General features: G+C 62.3%; 16 protein-coding genes. 8 read left to right on the top strand and 8 right to left on the bottom strand.

Annotation, left to right across the window (positions count from 1 at the left end; all coding sequences use genetic code 11):
* Genes addB through WEU32_RS14565 form a run of 5 tightly spaced genes read right to left on the bottom strand, consistent with a single transcriptional unit; the run spans position 1 to position 6,206 of the window.
* The gene (gene addB / locus WEU32_RS14585; RefSeq protein ID WP_406852398.1) at positions 1-3,084 is read right to left on the bottom strand and encodes a double-strand break repair protein AddB; all 3,084 of its coding nucleotides are present in this window, start codon (positions 3,082-3,084) and stop codon (positions 1-3) included.
* An 18-nt stretch (positions 3,085-3,102) separates the two neighbouring features.
* Positions 3,103-3,831, bottom strand: coding sequence for an N-acetylmuramate alpha-1-phosphate uridylyltransferase MurU (murU, locus tag WEU32_RS14580; protein WP_406852397.1), 729 nt, complete (start codon positions 3,829-3,831; stop codon positions 3,103-3,105).
* Positions 3,828-4,928 (bottom strand): N-acetylmuramate/N-acetylglucosamine kinase AmgK, encoded by a 1,101-nt coding sequence (amgK, locus tag WEU32_RS14575; RefSeq protein WP_406852396.1) that lies wholly within the window; start codon positions 4,926-4,928, stop codon positions 3,828-3,830. The genes murU and amgK overlap by 4 nt, the downstream gene beginning before the upstream one ends.
* Positions 4,912-5,370 carry a tRNA (adenosine(37)-N6)-threonylcarbamoyltransferase complex ATPase subunit type 1 TsaE gene (tsaE, locus tag WEU32_RS14570; RefSeq protein WP_406852395.1) on the bottom strand — a complete coding sequence of 153 codons (459 nt, stop codon included), beginning with the start codon at positions 5,368-5,370 and terminating at the stop codon, positions 4,912-4,914. The genes amgK and tsaE overlap by 17 nt, the downstream gene beginning before the upstream one ends.
* Complete coding sequence (locus WEU32_RS14565; protein WP_406852394.1) at positions 5,367-6,206, bottom strand: GNAT family N-acetyltransferase; 840 nt, start codon at positions 6,204-6,206, stop codon at positions 5,367-5,369. The genes tsaE and WEU32_RS14565 overlap by 4 nt, the downstream gene beginning before the upstream one ends.
* 102 nt (positions 6,207-6,308) lie before the next feature.
* Here WEU32_RS14565 and WEU32_RS14560 point away from each other — a divergent pair, with 102 nt between their 5' ends.
* The 3 genes from WEU32_RS14560 (at position 6,309) to WEU32_RS14550 (ending at position 11,264) form a co-directional block, all read left to right on the top strand.
* Positions 6,309-8,390: a prolyl oligopeptidase family serine peptidase gene (locus tag WEU32_RS14560; RefSeq protein WP_406852393.1), complete on the top strand. Its 2,082-nt coding sequence runs from the start codon at positions 6,309-6,311 to the stop codon at positions 8,388-8,390.
* Positions 8,391-8,461: 71 nt separating this feature from the next.
* Positions 8,462-10,561: a prolyl oligopeptidase family serine peptidase gene (locus WEU32_RS14555; protein WP_406852392.1), complete on the top strand. Its 2,100-nt coding sequence runs from the start codon at positions 8,462-8,464 to the stop codon at positions 10,559-10,561.
* A 145-nt stretch (positions 10,562-10,706) separates the two neighbouring features.
* A complete protein-coding gene (locus WEU32_RS14550) occupies positions 10,707-11,264 on the top strand; it encodes a hypothetical protein (protein WP_406852391.1) in 558 nt (185 codons plus the stop codon).
* Here the strand turns inward: WEU32_RS14550 and dapE are convergent.
* Positions 11,256-12,494 (bottom strand): succinyl-diaminopimelate desuccinylase, encoded by a 1,239-nt coding sequence (dapE, locus tag WEU32_RS14545; RefSeq protein WP_406852390.1) that lies wholly within the window; start codon positions 12,492-12,494, stop codon positions 11,256-11,258. The two genes, WEU32_RS14550 and dapE, sit on opposite strands and share 9 nt — an antisense overlap.
* 87 nt (positions 12,495-12,581) lie before the next feature.
* Here dapE and WEU32_RS14540 point away from each other — a divergent pair, with 87 nt between their 5' ends.
* The gene (locus tag WEU32_RS14540) at positions 12,582-13,874 is read left to right on the top strand and encodes an MFS transporter (protein ID WP_406852389.1); all 1,293 of its coding nucleotides are present in this window, start codon (positions 12,582-12,584) and stop codon (positions 13,872-13,874) included.
* A gap of 124 nt (positions 13,875-13,998) precedes the next feature.
* On the opposite strand, the gene WEU32_RS14535 is transcribed toward WEU32_RS14540, so the two are convergent.
* Positions 13,999-15,033 (bottom strand): 2'-deoxycytidine 5'-triphosphate deaminase, encoded by a 1,035-nt coding sequence (locus WEU32_RS14535; protein ID WP_312138395.1) that lies wholly within the window; start codon positions 15,031-15,033, stop codon positions 13,999-14,001.
* A 102-nt stretch (positions 15,034-15,135) separates the two neighbouring features.
* On the opposite strand from WEU32_RS14535, the gene apaG reads away from it, so the two are divergent.
* Entirely contained in the window at positions 15,136-15,543 is a 408-nt protein-coding gene (gene apaG, locus WEU32_RS14530; protein WP_312138393.1) for a Co2+/Mg2+ efflux protein ApaG, read from the top strand.
* 71 nt (positions 15,544-15,614) lie between these two features.
* Here apaG and WEU32_RS14525 read toward each other — a convergent pair whose 3' ends face one another.
* Positions 15,615-16,208 carry a GcrA family cell cycle regulator gene (locus WEU32_RS14525; protein WP_312138391.1) on the bottom strand — a complete coding sequence of 198 codons (594 nt, stop codon included), beginning with the start codon at positions 16,206-16,208 and terminating at the stop codon, positions 15,615-15,617.
* Between the two features lie 233 nt (positions 16,209-16,441).
* Between WEU32_RS14525 and WEU32_RS14520 the strand changes: the two genes are divergently transcribed.
* The 3 genes from WEU32_RS14520 (at position 16,442) to WEU32_RS14510 (ending at position 19,479) form a co-directional block, all read left to right on the top strand.
* On the top strand, positions 16,442-17,269 hold the full coding sequence (locus tag WEU32_RS14520; protein WP_312814500.1) for an ABC transporter permease: 828 nt from the start codon (positions 16,442-16,444) through the stop codon (positions 17,267-17,269).
* Between the two features lie 105 nt (positions 17,270-17,374).
* Positions 17,375-18,082 carry a M28 family peptidase gene (locus WEU32_RS14515; protein ID WP_406852388.1) on the top strand — a complete coding sequence of 236 codons (708 nt, stop codon included), beginning with the start codon at positions 17,375-17,377 and terminating at the stop codon, positions 18,080-18,082.
* Positions 18,083-18,303: 221 nt separating this feature from the next.
* Positions 18,304-19,479 (top strand): aspartate aminotransferase family protein, encoded by a 1,176-nt coding sequence (locus WEU32_RS14510; RefSeq protein ID WP_406853464.1) that lies wholly within the window; start codon positions 18,304-18,306, stop codon positions 19,477-19,479.
* Position 19,480 lies beyond the last annotated feature (1 nt).

Here is a 19,480-nt window from a genome sequence, read left to right as displayed (position 1 = left end):
TTATTCCCCCTCGTCATTATTGTCGGCCCCGCCGACGACCATCCATTCCCACACACGGGCAAGGTGGTCGTAATTGCCACCATAATTACCCATGAACTGGGGCGCTTCCCACGACACATAGGCGCGGGCCGGATCGTCATAGAGGGCAACGGCGTCTTGCAGCCGTTCGAACTCGCCCGCGCTGATCTGGGCGGCGCTGGCGCTGTTGGACTTGCTGGGCTGGGAGACATCGGACAGCTTGCCGCCTTCGCCGCGCCCGATGACCCGCACATAGATCAACTGGGTCGGATCGACGGGATTGCCAAACCCGCCGGCCGCCAGAATGGCCCCCGTCAGCGGAAGCTGCGGCGCAAAGCCTTGAAGGACCTGTGCCTGGCTGGACGGGGCACCGGTTTTGAAATCGATAATGGCCCCGCCCTCGGCGTCCAGCTCGATGCGGTCGGCCTTGGCGGTGACCTTGAACGGACCGGCAGGGCCATCAAAGGTCAGCGCTCCGCTCTGTTCGACCAGTATCTCGATACCGCGGGCACGGCGCTCGCGCTCGAAGGCGGTCAGCCAGCGGGCGCTGATGCGGCTCAGAGGCACTTCGCGGGCCATTGCGGCATCCTCGAAACCTTCGTCGCGTAGGGCCTCCTGAATAAAGAGGGCCAGTTGCTGCTCGAAGTCGTCGGGCAGTTCATAGGGGTAGAGGCCGGTCGCCTTTTCGATGGCGGCGTGGATGGCGGTGCCGCGCTTCATCGCCTCGGCAGGTTCGCCCGGACGGTCCAGTTTTTTCAGGCCCAGAATGCGCTGGGCATAGATGGCATAGGGATCACGCACCCAACGCTCGACGCTGGTGACGGGCAGTTCGCGCGGGCGGCGCTCCACCGGCGGGGTCGGCGCGGGGCGCTTGGCATAGGCGGGCGTATCGCGCAGCGGCGCGTCGATGGCCCGCGTCCAGTCGGCAATATGGTCGGGTGTGGCCAGCTTGACGGGGGTGGTGTCGCTGTCGGCTCCGCGGGTCAGCATGTCCAGACGCCACAGCCAGCGCGAGCGCACGGCGGGCTGCCCCCTGCGGCGCTCACAGTGAACGAGGATGGCATTGGGCGCACAAGCGGCCTGCACGAAATCCTGTGCGCTCTGGCCGATGCGGCGTTCGGGAGGCGGCAGGCCCAGCGCGTTTCGCATCGGACGCGACAGGAAGGGATCGACCGGAGCACCCTGCGGCCAGACGCCTTCTTCAAGCCCGGCAAGGATCATCACATCGGCCCGCACCAGACGCGCCTCGATGGCCCCCAAAATACGCAAGGACGGATGGGTGGCCCCGCCCGTTCTCACCACGGTATCGGCCAGCAGGCCCTGCACCATTTCCTTCAGATCGGCAGCACTGACGGCACCAAGGGCCGCACCGCCCTGAATGAGATTGGACAACAGGCTGGCGGCCTGTTCGCCATCGGGACCGGCCCATGCATTCTGTCCGGCCAGAGCCTCGACCAGAGCCGTAAGGGCGCGGGCAGCCTGATCCAGCCCAAGGGTGTCCGAGGCCGCAAATGGCTCGCGGCCAATGGCATTGAGCGCCTCCAACCGCTCGACAAACTCGACCAGTTTTTGCGTGCGGGCGTTTTGTTGGTCTTTGTCGCTCTCGCTGGCGTCGCTGCGCGGTTTGCGTTTGGCCAGATAGGCTTTCAACCGTTCCAGATCGGGGTGTTCGGAGGTCCGCAGGCCATAGCGTTCAAGCGCGCGAACCAGTGCCTCGCTGTCTTCACCCTCCAGCAGCACCAGCGGGTGTTTCAGCAGGCCCAACAGGGTCTGCGGATGGGCCGGTTTCTTGATCCAGCGGGCGGCCAGTTCGACCAGCGTCCCTGCCGGCATACGGTTAAGAGCCAGACCAGCCGAGGCATCGGCGGTAATGCCCCAACGCTGTAAACGGGCCTGAACGCGGCGGCCCAGTTCCTGATCGGGGGTGACAAGGGCGCAGGTCTTGCCATGGGTGTTCAGCGTCTCGCGCATCATCAGGGCGATGGCGGCGGCGGCCTCTTCCTCGTGGCGCAGAGGCAGGATGCTCAGTCCCTCCAAGCCGTCCTTGATCGGTTCAAGACCGGTATCGGCGGCGCGGGCCCGCAGCTCGGAAATGGCGATACGCCAGTCCCCCGTGGCGTCGGCAGGGCGCAGGGCTTCGTTCAACAGGCGCTGGCGGGCCATGCCCTTTTGAAGGACATCGACCGCCAGTTCGGGCCGGTACCATTCGCGCACCTGATGGCGTTCAACGGCGTGGCGTTCCAACAGGCGTTTCAGTGCCCGCTGGGGGTGTTGTTCGTTTTCCTGCGTGATCTGATCCCAGACCTTTTCTTCAAGATCTAGATCAAGGCCGGGCAGGACGACACAGCCCTGCGGTGCGCGCGCGACGGCCCCCAGAACATCGGCGGCGGCGGGAACTGTGCCGGTGGAACCGGCGACGATCACCGGCTGGGTCGGAGGCTCTTTGTCCCACAGTTCGGCAAGACGGCGCAGCAGGGTGGCCTTGCGCCACGACGGGTCAACCAGCCCCATTTCTTTCAGGCGTTCGGGCCATTTCTCGACGCCGATGGCCAGAAACTCGGCGGACCTTTGCCAGTGGGCGGCCATCTCTCCCTCGACCAGACCGGCGACAAGACCCGGATCGGGCACTTCTTCCAGTTGGCAGGAATCCAGAAAACGGCCCAGCGCATCGGCAAGGTCCAGTGCCTGAACAGGGCGCAGGTCGCTGTCGTAATGACGGGTCACCAGCTTGGCCAGTTCGAACCGGCGCGTCAGGGCCGGAATGGCAGGCGGCAGGTCCAGCCCCAGCGCACCTGGCGTAAACGGTGGCTCGTCTTCCTCAAGATCACCCAGCGGGCGCACCTGCGGCAACAGGACGGGCGTATCGGCCGACAGCTTGGACAGGGCGGCGGTAAAGGCCCGCGCGGCACGTCGGTTGGGCAGCAGGATGGTGGCGTCCGACAGCTCTTCGGGCGGGCGCTCCCCCAGCCAGTTCAGAACACCTGCGGCCAGATCCTCAAGGAACGGACGGTGGGCAGCAATGGCATACCAGCGCGGGGCGACCCCCGAAAACGGATCAAATGTCATGCCTGCCCCCTGTTAGGTTTAGTCTAGTTTGGCCAGCTTGGCCTCGGCGGCGTCACGCGCCTGCGGATCGCCGACATGCATCCAATCGCCGTCCATGACGGTACCGAACAGACGCCCCGCTTGCGCCGAGGCCCGCCACAGGGGGCTGAGCGAAAAGGCCCCGTCCGGTCCATTATCAGCATAGTTCGGGCGGGTAATATGCACGCCCATATAGGCGAACGGCACCTCGGCCCGATCTCCACGGAAGGCCAGTTGGCCATCGTCTGCGACCGAAAAATCGCCTGCCCCGTCAAAGCCGATAGCGCCTTCGCGGCGCGCCAGCAGCAGGGCGGCATCCATTTTCTGTTCGCCCCCCTGTTCGTTCCAAAGGGCGATCAGGTCATTGAGCGCATCACCACGGTCGATCCAGACGCTGTCGATATTGGCGACAAACACCGGATCATTTCCCAGCAGAGGCTTGGCTTTTTTCAGGCCGCCGCCGGTTTCCAGCAGGGCTTCGCGTTCGTCGGAAATGACAATGCGGATATCATGGCGTTGGGCCAGATGCTGTTCCAGCCGGTCGGCAAACCAGTGGACATTGACCACGGCCGTCTCGACGCCGACCGCCACAAGACGATCCAGCACATGGTCGATCAGGGCGCGGCCACCGACCTCGACCAGCGCCTTGGGGCGGTCATCGGTCAGCGGGCGCATACGGGTGCCAAGCCCTGCGGCCAGCACCATTGCGGTCTTGGGAGCCATAGTCATTGGCGCACCTCTACGGGGACGTATTTGTCGAACCATGCGGCGACGCTCGCCAGCGCAGGCTGTTGCAGATTGCGGTTCAGATGGCCCCACATACGCGGCAGGAACTGGGCATAGCGCGGCTTGTCATCGCGGGCGATCAGGCGGGCAAAGATGCCGATGATGCGCGCTTCGTTAAGCGCAGCAAGGCCCGCATAACTGGCCATGAAGGCGGCGCGGTCCACCGAGGGACGCATCGCGAAATAATGCTCCAGCGCCTTGGCCTCGAGTGCGGGAGACACATCGCGGCGGGCATCCTGAAGCAGGGAATGAAGATCCCAACTGGGGTGGGCGATCACGGCGTCCTGAAAGTCGATCATGCCGACGCGGGCACCGCCTGTACGGCCCGACAGCCAGATCAGGTTTTCGGCGTGATAGTCGCGGTGCGCCATCACCGATGCGCCCTCGGCACCCGCTTGAACGACCGGAGCCCATGCGGCGCGCCATTCGGCAATCGCGGCATCGTCAAAGGCAACGCGGGTGTCGTATTTCGGCAGCCATTCGACGAACAGGTCGGCTCCGCCCTGAAGCGCCACCGCGTCATAGGCCAGCATCGGCCAGTCTCCGGCAGAGCCCTTGAGGATGGAAGGCGGCAGACCGGCTTCATGCAGGGTGACCATCGCCTCGATGGCGGCCAGATAAAGCGGTTCTTCGTCCGCTCCCTGTTCGATGACGCGGGCGAACAGATCGTCGCCAAAGTCCTCGATCAGGGCCAGTCCATTGGCCACGTCCAGAACCGGAATGGCGGGAGCCGACAGGCCAAGGCTGTTCAGGTGTTCGGCCACCGCCACAAAGGCTTCAATACGTCCTGCCGACAGACGGGCAATAGCGTTCCAGCCGTTCGCGTGGCGCTCCTCGGCGCTCCATGACGGATCGCAGGGCTGGCTTTCAAAGGCGGGCGGCTGATCCATCAGCATAAAGCGGCGGCCATCACGGGCGATGATGCGCTCATAGCGGCGGGTCGAGGCGTCACCCGGCAGCGGATAGCGCTCGGCATCCGACAGGCCTGCTTGTGCCAGCAGGGCCAGTTTCAGGGTTTCGCGCTCACAGGCCAAGGTCATTACTCAACTCTTTCCACCGGCCTGCGCCAGATACGGTCGCAAGGCGGGACAGGCCCTCTTCCTTGAGGGTAATGGTCAAAATGTCGGGGCCGAGAAAACGTGCAGGGTCATCCCCCAGCCGCTCGGGCCATTCGATCAGAACGCAGCCGTCATCCAGCGCCTCGTCCAGACCGATCTCCCACGCCTCCTCGGGATCGTTCAGGCGATAAAGGTCGAAATGCGCGACGGGCGGCTCGCTCTCGTAAAACTGCACGAGGGTAAAGGTCGGGCTGGGCACGTCTTCATGGGGCGAGGTCAGTGCGCGGATCAAGCCGCGCGCCAGAGTGGATTTGCCCATGCCCAGCGGGCCGTAAAGCAGGACGGAATCGCCGGCCTGCAATAGGGGGGCAAGGGTCTGGCCAAGGCGGGTGGTCGCCTCGGCATCGGCGAGATGCAGTATCATGGGGAAAAGGGGACGTTCGGCTGGGCGGCCAGTTGGCGCTCGATATAGGTCTTTAGCTGAAGGCTGGCTTGGTCTGCGTCAATGGACAGTTGTTCGGGCAGGACAGGTTTTCCGAACGTCAGGATAAAACCCCGCCCCTGCTTGTTCAAAAGCTCGTGGAACAGGGTCACATCGCGAAGCTCGCGCGAGAACCTGTCAAACAGGTGGAACAGGCGGCTGGACGGGCCGGTCATATAGACAGGCACAATGGGGGCATTGTGTTTGCGGGCCAGCGACACCGCCGAGCTTTCCCACGGTTCGTCTATCAGTACCCCTTGTTCGACACGGGCCAGACGACCGGCGGGGAACATCACCACGCATCGCTCGTCGGTAAAGGCCTGTTTGGCGGCGTTCAGCGTGTTGCGGGTCTTTTCGCGGGTGCGTTTGGCATGGACCCATTCCACCTGAATAATCGTCTCGGCCAGACGCGGCGCAACGCGCAGGGCATCGGCATTGGCAAAGAAGATGGCATCATCGCGCACCCGTCTGATGGCGTCATACATGGCCACACCGTCGGCAATGCCGGTCGGGTGGTTACAGACGATCACGCAGCGGCCGCTGGCAGGCAGGTTTTCAAGGCCCTGTGTTTTGACCTGTAGCTTCAACAGGTCCGACATATAGGCCAGCGCATCCACGCCCGATAAAGGCTCTATAGCTCTGGCCATGGCCACGGCCTTGGGATAGCCCAGCACGGCATAAAGTATGGGACGCACGATCGGCCAAACCCATGACCCCGTCAGACGCGGGGCGCGTTCGGCAATCAGCACATCGACAATATGGGGCTCGCTTTGGCTCATAGGATGGTTGTCGCTTTAGTCGCAGCCATGGGCAAGCGCCTTGGCGAAACGGACTTCATCGTCCTACACAGGTCGCAATGTTTTATCGGAGGGGGCAGGCAGATGCGTGCACAATGGATGATGGCGACCGCAGCGGTGGCCTTGCTGGGTATGGCTACGCCGGTTTGGGCGCAAAGCGAGGCGGCACCACAGGTGGCGAGCGCACCGGTCGCCACCAGTCACACCGTGGCGGGCGGACTTGACCTCAAGACGCTGGCGACGATGGACCGCGTGTCCTCGCCCGTTCTGTCACCCGATGGCAAACGCGTCGTCTATGGCGTGTCCAGCGTTGATTATGACGCCAATAAATCGGCCTCGTCGCTGTGGATCGCCAGTGTGGACGGCAGCTTCGAGCCGCGCAAACTGGCGGTGTCGGAAGGTGGAGCCTCTAACCCCGAATGGTCGGTAGATGGCCGTTCCATCTATTTCACCTCCTCGCGTGGTGGCTCCAATCAGGTCTGGCGCACCGATGCGGACGGTAATGCCGCCGCTCAGGTGACCAGCCTTCCAGTGGGCGTCTCGGGTTTTCGCCTGTCGCCTGATGGCCGCTCGCTGATCCTCGGCATTTCGGTCTTTGCCGATTGCGACACGCTGGAGTGCACCAAGACGCGCTCGGACACCGCCGCCAAAGACACCCAGACTGTCTATGACCAGATGCCGCTGCGCGTGTTTGACCGCTGGTATGACGGCAAGAAATCGCACCTCTATGTTCAGCCGTTGAACACGTCCGGTCTGGCCGAGGGCACTGCCCGCAGCCTGACGCAGGGACTGGATGCCGATTTCGGTGTCAGTGGTATCGAGTTCGCCCGTGACGGCTCGCTACTGGTCTCGACCAAGCTGCTGGGGGATCGCAATGCCTTTACCAATAATAACGACCTTTACCGCCTGTCGCTTTCCGGTGGTGCGCCGGTCAATCTGACGCAGGGCCATACCGGACCGGACTATAATCCGGTGCTGTCGCCCGACGGTCGCCGTCTGGCATGGCTGGCCAGCCCGCGCGAGAATGTCGGCGGTGACCAGCCGGTGGTCATGGTCGGCGATGCCGATGGCCAGAATGCCCGCGCCCTGACCAACTGGGATCGTGGGCCGTCGGACCTGACATGGCGCTCGGACGGTCGTGCGCTTTATGCCACCGCCGCCGACCAAGGCCAGAACCGCCTGTTCGAGATCGACGCCCGCACGGGAGCGGTGAAGACCCTGACCGACATCGGTCAGGTCAACGAGTATGACGAGCGCGCTGGCACGGTCGTCTATGCGCTGGAAAGCTTTACCTCGCCGACCCAGCTGTTCGTGCAAAAGGGTGGCGAGACGCGCCAGATAACCCGCCACAATACCGAGGCTCTGGCCGCCATCAACCCGTCACGCCCTGACGAAATCCGCTTTGCCGGATGGAATGGCGAACAGACCCATGGCTGGGTGTTTAAACCGGCCAACTATGTCGAGGGCCAGAAATATCCGACGGTCTATCTGATCCACGGCGGACCGAAATCGCCATGGACAGAAAGCTGGTCCTACCGCTGGAATCCGCAGGTCTATACCGGCGCGGGCTATGCGGTGGTGATGGTGAACTTCCATGGTTCGCCCGGCTATGGTCAGGCCTTTACCGATGCCATCAACAGCAATTGGGGCACCCGCCCGCTGGAAGACCTGCAAAAGGGCTGGGAAGCGGCCGTCGCGCAAAACAGCTTTATCGACGCCAACCGTGCCTGTGCGCTGGGCGCGTCCTATGGCGGCTATATGGTCAATATGATCGCCGGCAAGTGGAACGAGCCATGGCAGTGCCTCGTGAACCATGCGGGCGTGTTTGACGTGCCGCAACTGATGAACGCCATGGATATCGGCACCTTCATCCACGAGTTCGAGGGCGCGACATGGGACCGCAAGGCGGTCTATGACGCGCAAAACCCCGAAACCTATGCCGGTAACTGGAAGAAGCCGATGCTGGTCCTGCATGGTTCGCGCGACTTCCGCGTGCCGATGGAGCAGGGGCTGGCGACCTTCTCGGCGCTGCAGCGTCTGGATATCGACAGCCGATTTGTCCACGTTCCCAATGCCAATCACTGGGTGCTGGAACCCAAGGCATGGGTGAACTGGCAGCAGGAAATCCTCGACTGGACGGCCAAATACACCGGCTCTTCACGTTAATCTGAGGTTTGCGGGCGGCGCATCGGGTGTTAGGCCTTCCAGCCTGACTGTCCCAACTAGAGGGAGCGCCCATGCGCCGCCTGTCCCACCTCCTTTGCGGCCTTAGCGCCGTTGCCCTGCTGACCGCAGCGGCCCCCGCCATGGCCGAGATGGCTGCTGCTCCGGCCGCCGCCACCACGACGGCAACTGCGGGTAATGCCTTTACCTATCAGGACATGATCCCGGCCAACCGTCTGGGCGACCCGCAGGTCTCGCCCGATGGTGCGTGGGTGGTCTATTCGGTGACCCGCACGGATGTAGACGCCAACCGCCGCTCGTCGTCGCTGTTTATCCAGTCGCTCAAGGGTGATGGCGAGGCCAAGCGCCTGCCGATCTCGGACGGCGGTGCCAACACCGCGCGTTGGGGTGCCGATGGCAGCCTGTACTTCCTGTCCTCGCGTGGCGGCTCGTCCCAGGTCTGGGTGTCCAAGGACAAGGGCGAGACAGCCACCGCAGTCACCAACCTGCCGACCGATGTGAACGCCTATCGCGTCAACGCACAAGGCACTGCCATAGCCGTGTCGCTGGCGGTTTATCCCGACGCCGAAAACCTTGCGGCTTCGGTGGCACGCGCGGCTTCGGAAGCCGAGCGCAAATCGACCGGCAAGGTCTATGACCGCATGTTCGTGCGTCACTGGGACACGTGGAACGACCATACCCAGAACCACCTGTTCGTGGTCGGTCTGGGTGCCAATGCCGGTGATCCGGTCTGGGTCACCAAGGGTTTTGACGGCGATACCCCGTCCAAGCCGTTCGGCGACGAGAGCGAGTTCACCTTTGCGCCAGATGGCCAAAGCCTGATCTTCTCGGCGCGTGAAGCGGGACGCTCCGAACCGTGGAGTACCGATTTCGACCTCTATTCGGTGGCCACCAATGCACCGGGGCAACTGACCAACCTGACCGAGAGCAATCCGGCATGGGATACCGGCCCTGTCTTCTCGCCGGATGGCCAGACACTGGCCTATCGCGCCATGGCGCGTCCGGGCTTCGAGGCCGACAAGTTCAACATCTTCCTGCGCGACATGCAGTCGGGCACTGTGCGCCAGATCGCTGCCAACTGGGATCGTTCGGCAGACAGCCTGCAATGGTCCAAGGATGGTAACAGCCTGTTCGTGGTGGCCGGTGATGTCGGCAATACCAAGCTGTTCCAGATCGATACCCGCAATGGCTCGGTCGTGCCGCTGACGGGCGAAGGCCATGTCGGTGCCGTGCAACAGACCGATAGCGGTTTCGTGCTGTCGATCGACAGCCTGAGCCGCCCGTCGGAGCTGTACACCAAGACCTTCCGTGGTCGCGAAATGCCGATCCAGATCACCAATGTGAACCCGCAACTGGATGCCAAACAGTTCGGCGAGTTCGAGCAGTTCAACTTCCCCGGCTGGAATAACGAAACCGTCCACGGCTATGTCATCAAGCCGGTCAACTATGTCGAAGGCCAGAAATATCCGGTCGCCTTCATCATCCACGGTGGCCCGCAAAGCTCGATGGGCAACTCGTGGTCGTTCCGCTGGAACGCCCAGACCTATGCCGGTGCGGGCTATGCGGTGGTGATGATCGATTTCCACGGTTCGACCGGTTACGGTCAGGCCTTTACGGACTCGATCAGCCAGCACTGGGGCGACCGCCCGCTGGAAGACCTGCAAAAGGGCTGGGCCTTCGCACAGCAAAAATACGACTTCCTCGACGGCAATAATGCCTGTGCGCTGGGGGCGTCGTATGGCGGCTATATGATCAACTGGATCGCCGGAAACTGGTCCGACGAGTTCAAATGCCTGGTCAACCATGACGGCGTGTTCGACACCTTCGGCATGGGCTTTGCCACCGAAGAGCTGTGGTTCACCGAGTGGGAAAACGGCGGTACGCCGTGGGAAAATCCGGAAGGCTATCAGCGTTTCAATCCGGCCAACCACGTGGCCAAGTGGAAGACCCCGATGATGGTCATTCAGGGCGATCTGGACTTCCGCATTCCGACTGCACAGCCCCTGTCGGCCTTTACCGCCTTGCAGCGTCAGGGCATCGAAAGCCGTTTCGTGATGTTCCCGGACGAGAACCACTGGGTTCTGAAACCGGCCAACTCCATGCAGTGGCACAACGAAGTGTTTGGCTGGCTGGAGCAGCATCTGAACAAATAAGCCGTAAGGCCTGAGTGAAGGAAGGCGCGGACCGGAGATGGCCCGCGCCTTTTTTCTTGCGTGTATTGTTGCCGTCGTCCCTAAAGGCGGAATGCAGGGTTCGGGTGTAACGCGGCGGGGATTATGTCTGGCAACAGGGGCTGTTGTGCTGGCAGCACCCGCAATGGCGAGGGCACAAGATCGTCATGCCTATGGCCCTCATTCCCGCCAAACCCTGAGACTGGTTGATGGCCGAGGCGTGGGGGCGAAACCCGTTGTGGTCCTGTTGGGTGACAGGGGGCAGGACACGGCGTTTTTCATGCGCAGCGCCCGCGAACTGGTACGACGCGGCATCAGTGTGGCCATCACCGACCGCCGCGAAGGTCGCCACGGTTTTGCCGCCCACACCTCCGATGTAGCCCGCGCCATAAGCTATTTAAAAACCCATGCCGAGGCACTGGAACTGGATGGCCGGATCGCCTTGTGGGGCATAGGCACAGAAGCAGATGCGGCGCTTTTGACGGTGGCCGACAGACGTTATCTGGCCGTGGTCGGTATGCAGCCGCGCGACATCAGCGGCCTTGCGCTCTTGGGCCATGGCGACGGGCCGGATGCCACCTTTACCCATCCCCGCGCCTATGGTGGGGATGCGGTGACGTCGGTCTATCGTGGCGGGCGAGGCGACAGCGCATCGGCCATCGCCTTCCTGTCAGGTCTACTTTAGGCGGGCAAACAAGGCGCGGATGACCTCGACATAGATGTCGGCCAGATCACGCAGTTCCTGTTCGGGCACACGCTCGTCGATCTGGTGCATGGTCTGGCCCACCAGACCCAGTTCCAGTACCGGACACATATAGCGGATAAAGCGGGCATCGGACGTGCCGCCGGTGGTCGAGGCGACAGGGCGGCGGCCGCAAACCTTTTCTACCGCATCCTGCACCGCGCCGATAAAGGTCGTGTTCTCGGTCAGGAAGGCCTCGCCCGAGATCATGTGTTCGACCTCGATATTGAGGCCCGTATCGGCTTGCAGGCGACCTACCTCGCTATTGATCCACGCCGCCAGTGCCTCGCCCGTATGGCTGGGATTGAAGCGGATATTGGTGCGGCCAAACGCCTTGGCAGGGATGATGTTGGTGGCCGCGTTGCCGATATCGATGGTGGTGATTTCGAGGTTCGACGGCGGGAAGCCTGTGCGCGGTGAACCGTTTTCCGTATGGGCGGCGATCGCACTCAAAGACGGATAGCCGTCATCCAGTACGCGGTCGGTCAGCGTCGCCATCAGCTTGGCAATGACGGGCGCAGGATTGGCGGCCCGTTCGGGATAGGCGACGTGGCCTTGCTTGCCGTGAACGGTGAACCAGGAGTTGATCGAGCCGCGACGGCCGACCTTGATCATGTCGCCCAGTTGCGCCGATGATGACGGCTCGCCAACAATGCAGGCGTCAATAACCTCGCCCTCGGCCATCAGGGTTTCGACCACGCGCTTGGTGCCGTGAAGGGCCGGGCCTTCCTCGTCTCCGGTAATCAGCAGAGACAGCGAGCCGTCGATTTCGTTCGCTTGCAGCAGACGCGACAGGGCCGCGACCCATGCGGCAATCCCGCCCTTCATGTCCACGGCACCACGGCCATACAGGATGCCGTCGCGCGTCTCGCCCTCGAATGGGGCGGCAGTCCACTGCTCGGCAGCACCGGTCGGCACGACGTCGGTGTGACCGGCAAAACAGATATTGGGCGAGGTTGTGCCACGACGAGCATAAAGATTGATGATAGGCGCATCGACGCCTTCACCGGTCGGCCCCTCGAACACCATGCGGCGGCAGTGAAAGCCTAGCCCCGTCAGCGCGCGCTCCAGTACCTCCATCGCGCCCTCGTTGGCGGGGGTAACGCTTGGGCGGCGGATCAGGTCGCGGGTCAGTTCGACAGGATCGATGACGGAAAGTGATGCGGTGTTCATGGCTCCATGCTTTAGGCAGGGAAACACATAAAGGAGAAGGGCGTTTGTGCTGTCCTTTCCCGTTCTGACAGAGATTTTTCGTTTGATATGACTGTTTCGACGCCGTCTGCGCCAGAAATCGACCCAGAAATCGATCCTGTAATCGACCACGAAGAGCCCTCCAGTCCGTGGGGTAATCGCGACTTCCGGCTCTTGTGGCTGGGGCGTGTGGTGGCGGTTCTGGCGATCCAGATCCAGTCCTCGGCCCTCTTGTGGCAGGTCTACGAGATCGCCCGCCGCGACCATCCGATTGAACAGGCCAGCCTTTATCTGGGTCTGGTCGGCCTGTGCCAGTTCCTGCCGCTGTTGGCCTTTACCTTGCCCGCTGGGGCCATGGCCGACCGGCGCGACCGCAAGCACACGGTGACCTTGTCGCTTGTTGTCGAGATGGTCTGTGCGGGTAGCTTTCTGGCCATGGCCATGCATGGCAATCCGCCACTGTGGGGACTGCTGGCGGTCGCGGCGCTGTTTGGCGCTGCAAGGGCGTTTCTGGCTCCGGCGTCACAGGCCTTCCTGCCGATGGTGGTGGGACGTAAAGCCCTGCCGGCGGCAATCGCAGCCCAGTCGATTGCCTTCCAGACCGGCGCGATTGCAGGACCGGCCCTTGGCGGTGTGATTGTCGGGGTGACGGTGCCGCTGGCCTATGCCTCGTCGCTGGGGCTGTTTCTGCTGGCCATCGCCTGTTTCATCCTGATCAAAACCCATGGCAAACCCGAGGTTGGCCCCAAGGTTTCGCCGGTTGAACTGGTGCGTGAAGGTCTGTCCTATGTCTGGAAGACCAAGATCGTTCTGGGTGCAATCTCGCTGGATTTGATCGTGGTGCTGTTTGCCGGTGTGGCGCTACTGACGCCGATTTTTGCCCGCGACATCCTGCATGTCGGCCCGCAAGGGTTCGGCCTGTTGCGGGCGGCGTTTGGCGTGGGCGCTCTGCTGATGGCCTTCTGGCTCAGCCGCTATCCGATCCAGCGCAATGGTGGCCGGTGGATGTTTGCGGCTGTGGCCGTGTTCGGCATCTGCACCATCGCCTTTGGCCTGTCGAAAATCGTCTGGCTGTCGGCGCTGGTGCTGTTCATCGGCGGGGCAGCGGACATGATCAGCGTCAATGTCCGCCAGACCCTGATCCAGTTGGCAACGCCCGATCATATGCGCGGACGGGTGTCGTCGGTGTCGATGCTGTTTATCGGTGCTTCCAACGAACTGGGCGAAGCCTATTCGGGGGTGGCGGTGCGTCTGCTGGGGCCTATTGGCGCGGCGGTGTTCGGCGGGGCCGGTGCGCTAGCGGCCACCGGCATCTGGGCCAAGGTGTTCCCGTCTTTGCGTAAAGCCGACCGGCTGTCCTGATAAGAAAAAGGCCCGCTTTGCAGCGGGCCTTTGTATTTATCCTAGCGCCCGCCTTGCACCTTTGTTCGCAGGCGAGACGCCAGAGGCCAAGCCGCTCGCGGTGCAGCGTGGCGGCGCTTGCCGCCTATTTCCACTCTTTGAAGTGCTTGGACAGTTTCAGGCCCTGCTTCTGATAGTGGCTGCCACCCTCGCCATAGAGGCGGGTGGGGCGCATCGTCAGGGGTTCATAGACAAGGCGGGCAACGGTCTGACCGTGTTCCAGCAGGAACGGGGTGTCGTGGGTGCGAACCTCCAGCACGCCCTTGGAGCCAGCACCGTGGGCTTCGTCGGTGCCGAAACCGGGGTCGAAGAAACCGGCATAGTGGACGCGGAACTCGCCAACCGAAGGATCGATCGGGGTCATTTCGGCGGCCTGATCGACGGGGATTTCCACGTCGTCCGAAGACGCCAGAATATAGAACTCGCCCGGATCGAGCAGCAGGTCGCCGTCACGCAGGGTCACCGGTTCCCAGAAATCGCGCGGATCATGGCCGTCGATATTGTCGAGATTGATAACGCCCGCATGGCGGCGACCACGGAAGCCGACAATGCCGTTATCACCGTGTTGCAGGTCTACACCGACGCTGCGGGTTTCCAAACGCGGCGGCTCGCCGGCCTTGAGGCGAAGCTGGTTCAGGCGGGTGCCGGGGCGCACGAGGATGGAGAAGGTCTGGGGCGCGATTTCCAGATAGAGCGGGCCTTCATAGCCTTCATCGACATCGTCGAAGCTTTGGCCCTTGTCGGTCAGAAGGCGCACAAACACATCGACGCGACCGGTCGAGGATTTCGGGTTGGCGCGGGCATTCAGGCCCTTGGGCAGGGACAGGTGTTCCTGAAGGCGGGCGATATAGACGCAGCCCTTTTCCAGCACATAGCCGCCCGACAGGTCGATGGCGTGCATGGCCACATCTTGAATGCGGTCCTCGACCTTGCGCTTGCCCGGCAGGAAGGAGGCGCGCACGCGCCACGCGACGTCCGACAGACGCAAGTCAAGGCTGGCCGGTTGGACCTGATCGGAATCAAAAGCGGTCTGGCTGGAAATGGCACCCGTCGCAATCAGGGTTTCGATACCCTGAAACGGGATGATGCCGGCTTGGGCGGGAATCTGGAAACTGGTCATGCCGTCCTGTTCTCACATGGATTTTTACGCCTGTCTCGCTTTCCTGCACGGCAGTCGTGCATTGCAGCTTGAACGAAGCGCCCGGCGGGACGCATATAGCGTATGTCCAGTGCATTTGCCTATAGCGTTGAAACCCAAGGCGTGGTGGTTCGCGTTCAACCCTCCTATCTGGCGGCACAGTCCGAGCCGGAGGCGAACCATTGGGTCTGGGCCTATCAGATCGAGATCGTCAATCTGACGACGGCACCGCTACAGGTGGTGGCGCGGCGTTGGACCATTACCGATGCGCTGGGCCGTATCGAGGAAGTGCGCGGATCGGGTGTGGTTGGCGAACAGCCGGTGATCCAGCCCGGTGACAGTTTCGCCTATGCCTCGGGCTGTCCGCTGTCGACACCGTCGGGTTCGATGGTCGGGGCCTATTTCGTGCAGGATCAGGCCGGACATATTTTCGAGGTCGCCATCCCGCATTTCAGTCTGGATGTGCCTGATACCCGCCGCACACTGAACTGAGGCCACAAGAAAAGGGCGCTGCGGTTTTCCCACAGCGCCCTTTCTTCTCGAGATTTCCGTCGAGCGGAACTTTAGATGTAGCGACGAAGGCTACGGGCCAGGTCGGATGCACCGTCCTTGGAGCCCTTGCGCACTTGCGGCTGATAAGCAACGCGGGCGTGTTCGACGCAATAGACGCCTTCCGAGGCGCGGCGGCCGCAGAAAGAGAACTCGCGCGAGGACGGGTCGCCGATGGGCCATTTGCACATGTGTGCGCCTAGCGTCAGCACTGTGGCCGTGCCCGGCAGTTCCGGCATGGGAGCCGGAGCCGAGGGTTGGGCCACCTGCGTCGGCACGGCGGCCGGACGCGGCGCGACGGCTTCGATGCGGCGCGGAGCCGACGGAGCCTGTGTCGGTTGCGGTGCCGGTGCAGCGGGCGCTGCATTGGTTGCCGGTGCGGCTGCGGTTGCAGCAGCCTTGGTGCTCGGACGTGCCGTGCGGAACGTCGTGCGTGCCGGTTGCGACGGTGCCGCGCGGCCCGAAAGGCCCAGACGGTGTACCTTGCCGATTACGGCGTTGCGGGTCACGCCGCCACCCAGTGCCTTGGCGATCTGGGAGGCCGATTGACCTTCAAGCCACAGCTTCTTCAGAGCGCCTACGCGATCTTCTGTCCAGCCTGCGTTCATGCCACCCTCCAAGGGAAGTCGGATTCAATATCTTGTGTCGGAGGGCCGTAATTAGCGCTCCTTAGTGGCGCCAATCGTAATTCACTGGTCAAAACACGCAATATGTGGAGATTCGGCTGTCCACAGAAACTATATATTGTATGGTTAATGTCCCGTTTTGAATCAGTTTTATCTGGTTGGGATTATGTCGGCATGCCTTGCGAAACCGCCAAGCAACGCGCATTTGAGCTTTTATGAGCCTTCAGCACCCTTCCGAACCCTCTGTGTCCACCTTGCCGCAGCCGCGTCGCTATAACGGCATCAACTGGGTGGGGCTTCGCACCCTGTATCTGCGCGAAGTGCGACGCTTCTGGAAGGTGGGGGCGCAAACGGTTGCAGCCCCTGTGGTGACGACCCTTCTGTATATGATGGTGTTTGTCGTGGCGCTTCAGGGCGCAAGGCCGCCGCTGCACGGTATTCCGTTTGCCGAGTTTGTGGCACCGGGCCTGATCATGATGGCGATCCTTCAGAACGCCTTTGCCAATGCCTCGTCCAGCTTGATCCAGGCCAAGATTATGGGCACGGCGACCGACTTCCTGACCCCGCCGCTCAGCCCGCTGGAACTGACCATTGGCTTTAGCCTCGGGGCCGCGACGCGCGGTGTGGTGGTCGGTCTGGTGACGGCCCTATGCGTCCTGCCGTTTGCCAAGCTGGGCATCTCCAACATTCTGCTGATCGTCTGGTTCGGCCTGATCTCGTCGCTGCTGATGGGCATGGTCGGGGTGCTGGCCGGTCTGTGGTCCGAGAAGTTCGATCACCTGTCGGCGGTGCAGAACTTTGTCGTCATGCCGATGACCTTCCTGTCGGGCACCTTCTATCTGGTCGACAACCTGCCCGCGCCGTTCGATGCCATCAGCCGCTTTAATCCCTTCTTCTATCTGATCGACGGGTTCCGCGCTGGCTTTGTCGGTCAGGCCGAGAGCAATCTGACGGTGGGTCTAGTGATGAGTGGTGTTCTGACCCTTGTGCTGGGTGTGGTCTGCTGGCGGGTGTTCAAGTCGGGCTGGCGCCTGAAGAGCTGATCCTGATTGAGGTTAGGAAATTAAGCTTTCGTAAGAGGGGCTGTGTCGTACTGGTGACGCAGCCCCTCTTCGTTTAGTCATGGTTGCGAATTTGAGGGGATCTCCATGCGTATGAAATCGCTTTTGGCCGTGGCACCTTTGGCGCTGGCTCTTGTCGCCCAACCTGTGTGGGCCCAAGAGGCTGACAATACTGTCGCGGCCCGTATCCAGTCAGCAGCGGAGAGGCTGGTTCAGGATAGCAATCCAGCGCGTCTGGAAGTGCTGAAGGCGCACCTGGATACAATGGGTCTGGCCTATGAGCTTCAGACGTTTGAAGGTGGAAACCGTCAGACTGGTCCCATGGCGGGTACCAATATCGTCATCACCTTCGGCGAAGGCGCACGCGATATCGTCATGACCGCCCACTATGATGCGGCCGTCCTGCGCGACGGGGCCTTCTCGCACGGTGTGGTCGATAATGCGGGCGGCACTTTGGCCATGATCGAAGCGGCTAAATCGCTTCAGGCCCACAGTAATCATCTGAACCATCGCATGATCGTCGTTCTGACCGATCAGGAAGAGCTGGGCCTGATCGGCGCGGGGAAGTGGCTGGAGCAGGCCGATAAAACCCGTATCACTGGTGTGGTGAATGTGGATGTGGCGGCCTATGGCCGCACGGTGATGTTCGGTCTGAACAATGGCGAGGCCTCGCGTGGTCTGGTGCGTACCTTGCGGACCTATTGCGCCGATACGGCCACCGATTGCGAATCCTTCCCCGTCTATCCGCCCAGCGAGGACCGCATTCCGCACGGTGCACGAAGACAAGATGGATAAGCTCAAGAGCGACGATGTTGCTGCCTTTGCCGCGTTCCTGACGGGTCTGATCCAGCGTATCGCCACTGATACGGCTGACAAAAACCCGTAAATCACTGCGATAGGCGGTGTTGACTAACGGGCCATGTGGCCTGACAAGTTAGAGATCATTTATCCAGCGGTCCCGTTGCCAGCCAACGGGACCGTCTCTCTTTTTGGAGACTGCCGTGTCCGGTCATCTGATGGGTGTTTACAATCGTGCGCCGCTGGAAGTGGAGCGCGGTCAGGGCGTCCGACTGTGGTCCACTGACGGGACCGAATATCTGGACTGCGTGTCCGGTATCTCGACCAATGCGCTGGGCCATGCCCATCCGAAACTGGTCGAGGCGCTGAAGGCGCAGGCTGAAAAGCTGTGGCACGTCTCTAACATCTACCGCATCCCCGGTCAGGACGAACTGGCCGACATGCTGTGCGACAAGTCTTTCGCCGATGTGGTCTTCTTTGCCAACTCCGGCACCGAGGCTGTGGAATGCGCCATCAAGACCGCGCGCAAATATCACCACGCCAAGGGCAATGTTGAGCGTATCGACATCTACGGCTTTGACGGCTCGTTCCACGGTCGCACCTATGGCGGCATCAATGCGGCGGCTAACCCGAACTATACCGAAGGCTTCGGCCCGCCCATGCAGGGCTTTTACCAGCTGAAGTGGGGCGACAAGGATGCCCTGACGGCGGCGTTTGAAAGCCCGACCACAGCGGCCATCATCCTCGAGCCGGTACAGGGCGAGGGCGGTTGCCGCGCAACGCCGGAAGAAGACCTGCGCTGGATGCGCGACATGGCCGACAAGCACGGCGTGCTGATCATCTTTGACGAAGTGCAATGCGGCATGGGCCGCACCGGCAAGCTGTGGGCGCACGAATGGGCCGGTATGACGCCGGACATCATGGCCATCGCCAAGGCTCTGGGCGGCGGCTTCCCGATCGGGGCCTGTCTGGCCACGGCCGAAGCCGCTTCGGGCATGACCGCAGGCGCGCACGGCTCGACCTTCGGGGGCAACCCGCTGGCCATGGCTGTCGGCAAGGCGGCTTTCAGCGAAGTGTCGTCGGATGCGATCCTGAATAACGTCAACGAGGTTTCGGCCTATCTGAGACAGCAGCTGAGCGGCCTGCAGGAGCGATTTCCAGACGTGGTCGTCGAGGTGCGTGGCAAGGGTCTGTTGCTGGGTCTGAAGCTGGTGCCGAACAACCGCGACTTCATGGGTTGGGCACGTGACGAGGCCAAGCTTCTGGTGGCCGGTGGCGGTGACAATCTGGTGCGTATTCTGGCCCCATTGAACATCACCCTCGAAGAGGCCCGTGAGGCGGTCGAGAAACTGGAAAAGACCTGCGCGTTCGCTCGCACCCAGATGGCCGGTTAAT

This window comes from Brevundimonas sp. BH3 (genome assembly GCF_045345115.1).
Classification (GTDB): Bacteria; Pseudomonadota; Alphaproteobacteria; order Caulobacterales; family Caulobacteraceae; genus Brevundimonas.
This window is presented reverse-complemented; position numbering and strand designations above follow the sequence as displayed.

Excerpts from the sequence above, each read along its gene's own strand:
- addB (WP_406852398.1), bottom strand. The coding sequence starts at position 3,084 with ATGACATTTGATCCGTTTTCGGGGGTCGCCCCGCGCTGGTATGCCATT.
- murU (WP_406852397.1), bottom strand. The coding sequence starts at position 3,831 with ATGACTATGGCTCCCAAGACCGCAATGGTGCTGGCCGCAGGGCTTGGC.
- amgK (WP_406852396.1), bottom strand. The coding sequence starts at position 4,928 with ATGACCTTGGCCTGTGAGCGCGAAACCCTGAAACTGGCCCTGCTGGCA.
- tsaE (WP_406852395.1), bottom strand. The coding sequence starts at position 5,370 with ATGATACTGCATCTCGCCGATGCCGAGGCGACCACCCGCCTTGGCCAG.
- WEU32_RS14565 (WP_406852394.1), bottom strand. The coding sequence starts at position 6,206 with ATGAGCCAAAGCGAGCCCCATATTGTCGATGTGCTGATTGCCGAACGC.
- WEU32_RS14560 (WP_406852393.1), top strand. The coding sequence starts at position 6,309 with ATGCGTGCACAATGGATGATGGCGACCGCAGCGGTGGCCTTGCTGGGT.
- WEU32_RS14555 (WP_406852392.1), top strand. The coding sequence starts at position 8,462 with ATGCGCCGCCTGTCCCACCTCCTTTGCGGCCTTAGCGCCGTTGCCCTG.
- dapE (WP_406852390.1), bottom strand. The coding sequence starts at position 12,494 with ATGAACACCGCATCACTTTCCGTCATCGATCCTGTCGAACTGACCCGC.
- WEU32_RS14540 (WP_406852389.1), top strand. The coding sequence starts at position 12,582 with ATGACTGTTTCGACGCCGTCTGCGCCAGAAATCGACCCAGAAATCGAT.
- WEU32_RS14535 (WP_312138395.1), bottom strand. The coding sequence starts at position 15,033 with ATGACCAGTTTCCAGATTCCCGCCCAAGCCGGCATCATCCCGTTTCAG.
- apaG (WP_312138393.1), top strand. The coding sequence starts at position 15,136 with ATGTCCAGTGCATTTGCCTATAGCGTTGAAACCCAAGGCGTGGTGGTT.
- WEU32_RS14525 (WP_312138391.1), bottom strand. The coding sequence starts at position 16,208 with ATGAACGCAGGCTGGACAGAAGATCGCGTAGGCGCTCTGAAGAAGCTG.
- WEU32_RS14520 (WP_312814500.1), top strand. The coding sequence starts at position 16,442 with ATGAGCCTTCAGCACCCTTCCGAACCCTCTGTGTCCACCTTGCCGCAG.
- WEU32_RS14515 (WP_406852388.1), top strand. The coding sequence starts at position 17,375 with ATGCGTATGAAATCGCTTTTGGCCGTGGCACCTTTGGCGCTGGCTCTT.
- WEU32_RS14510 (WP_406853464.1), top strand. The coding sequence starts at position 18,304 with ATGGGTGTTTACAATCGTGCGCCGCTGGAAGTGGAGCGCGGTCAGGGC.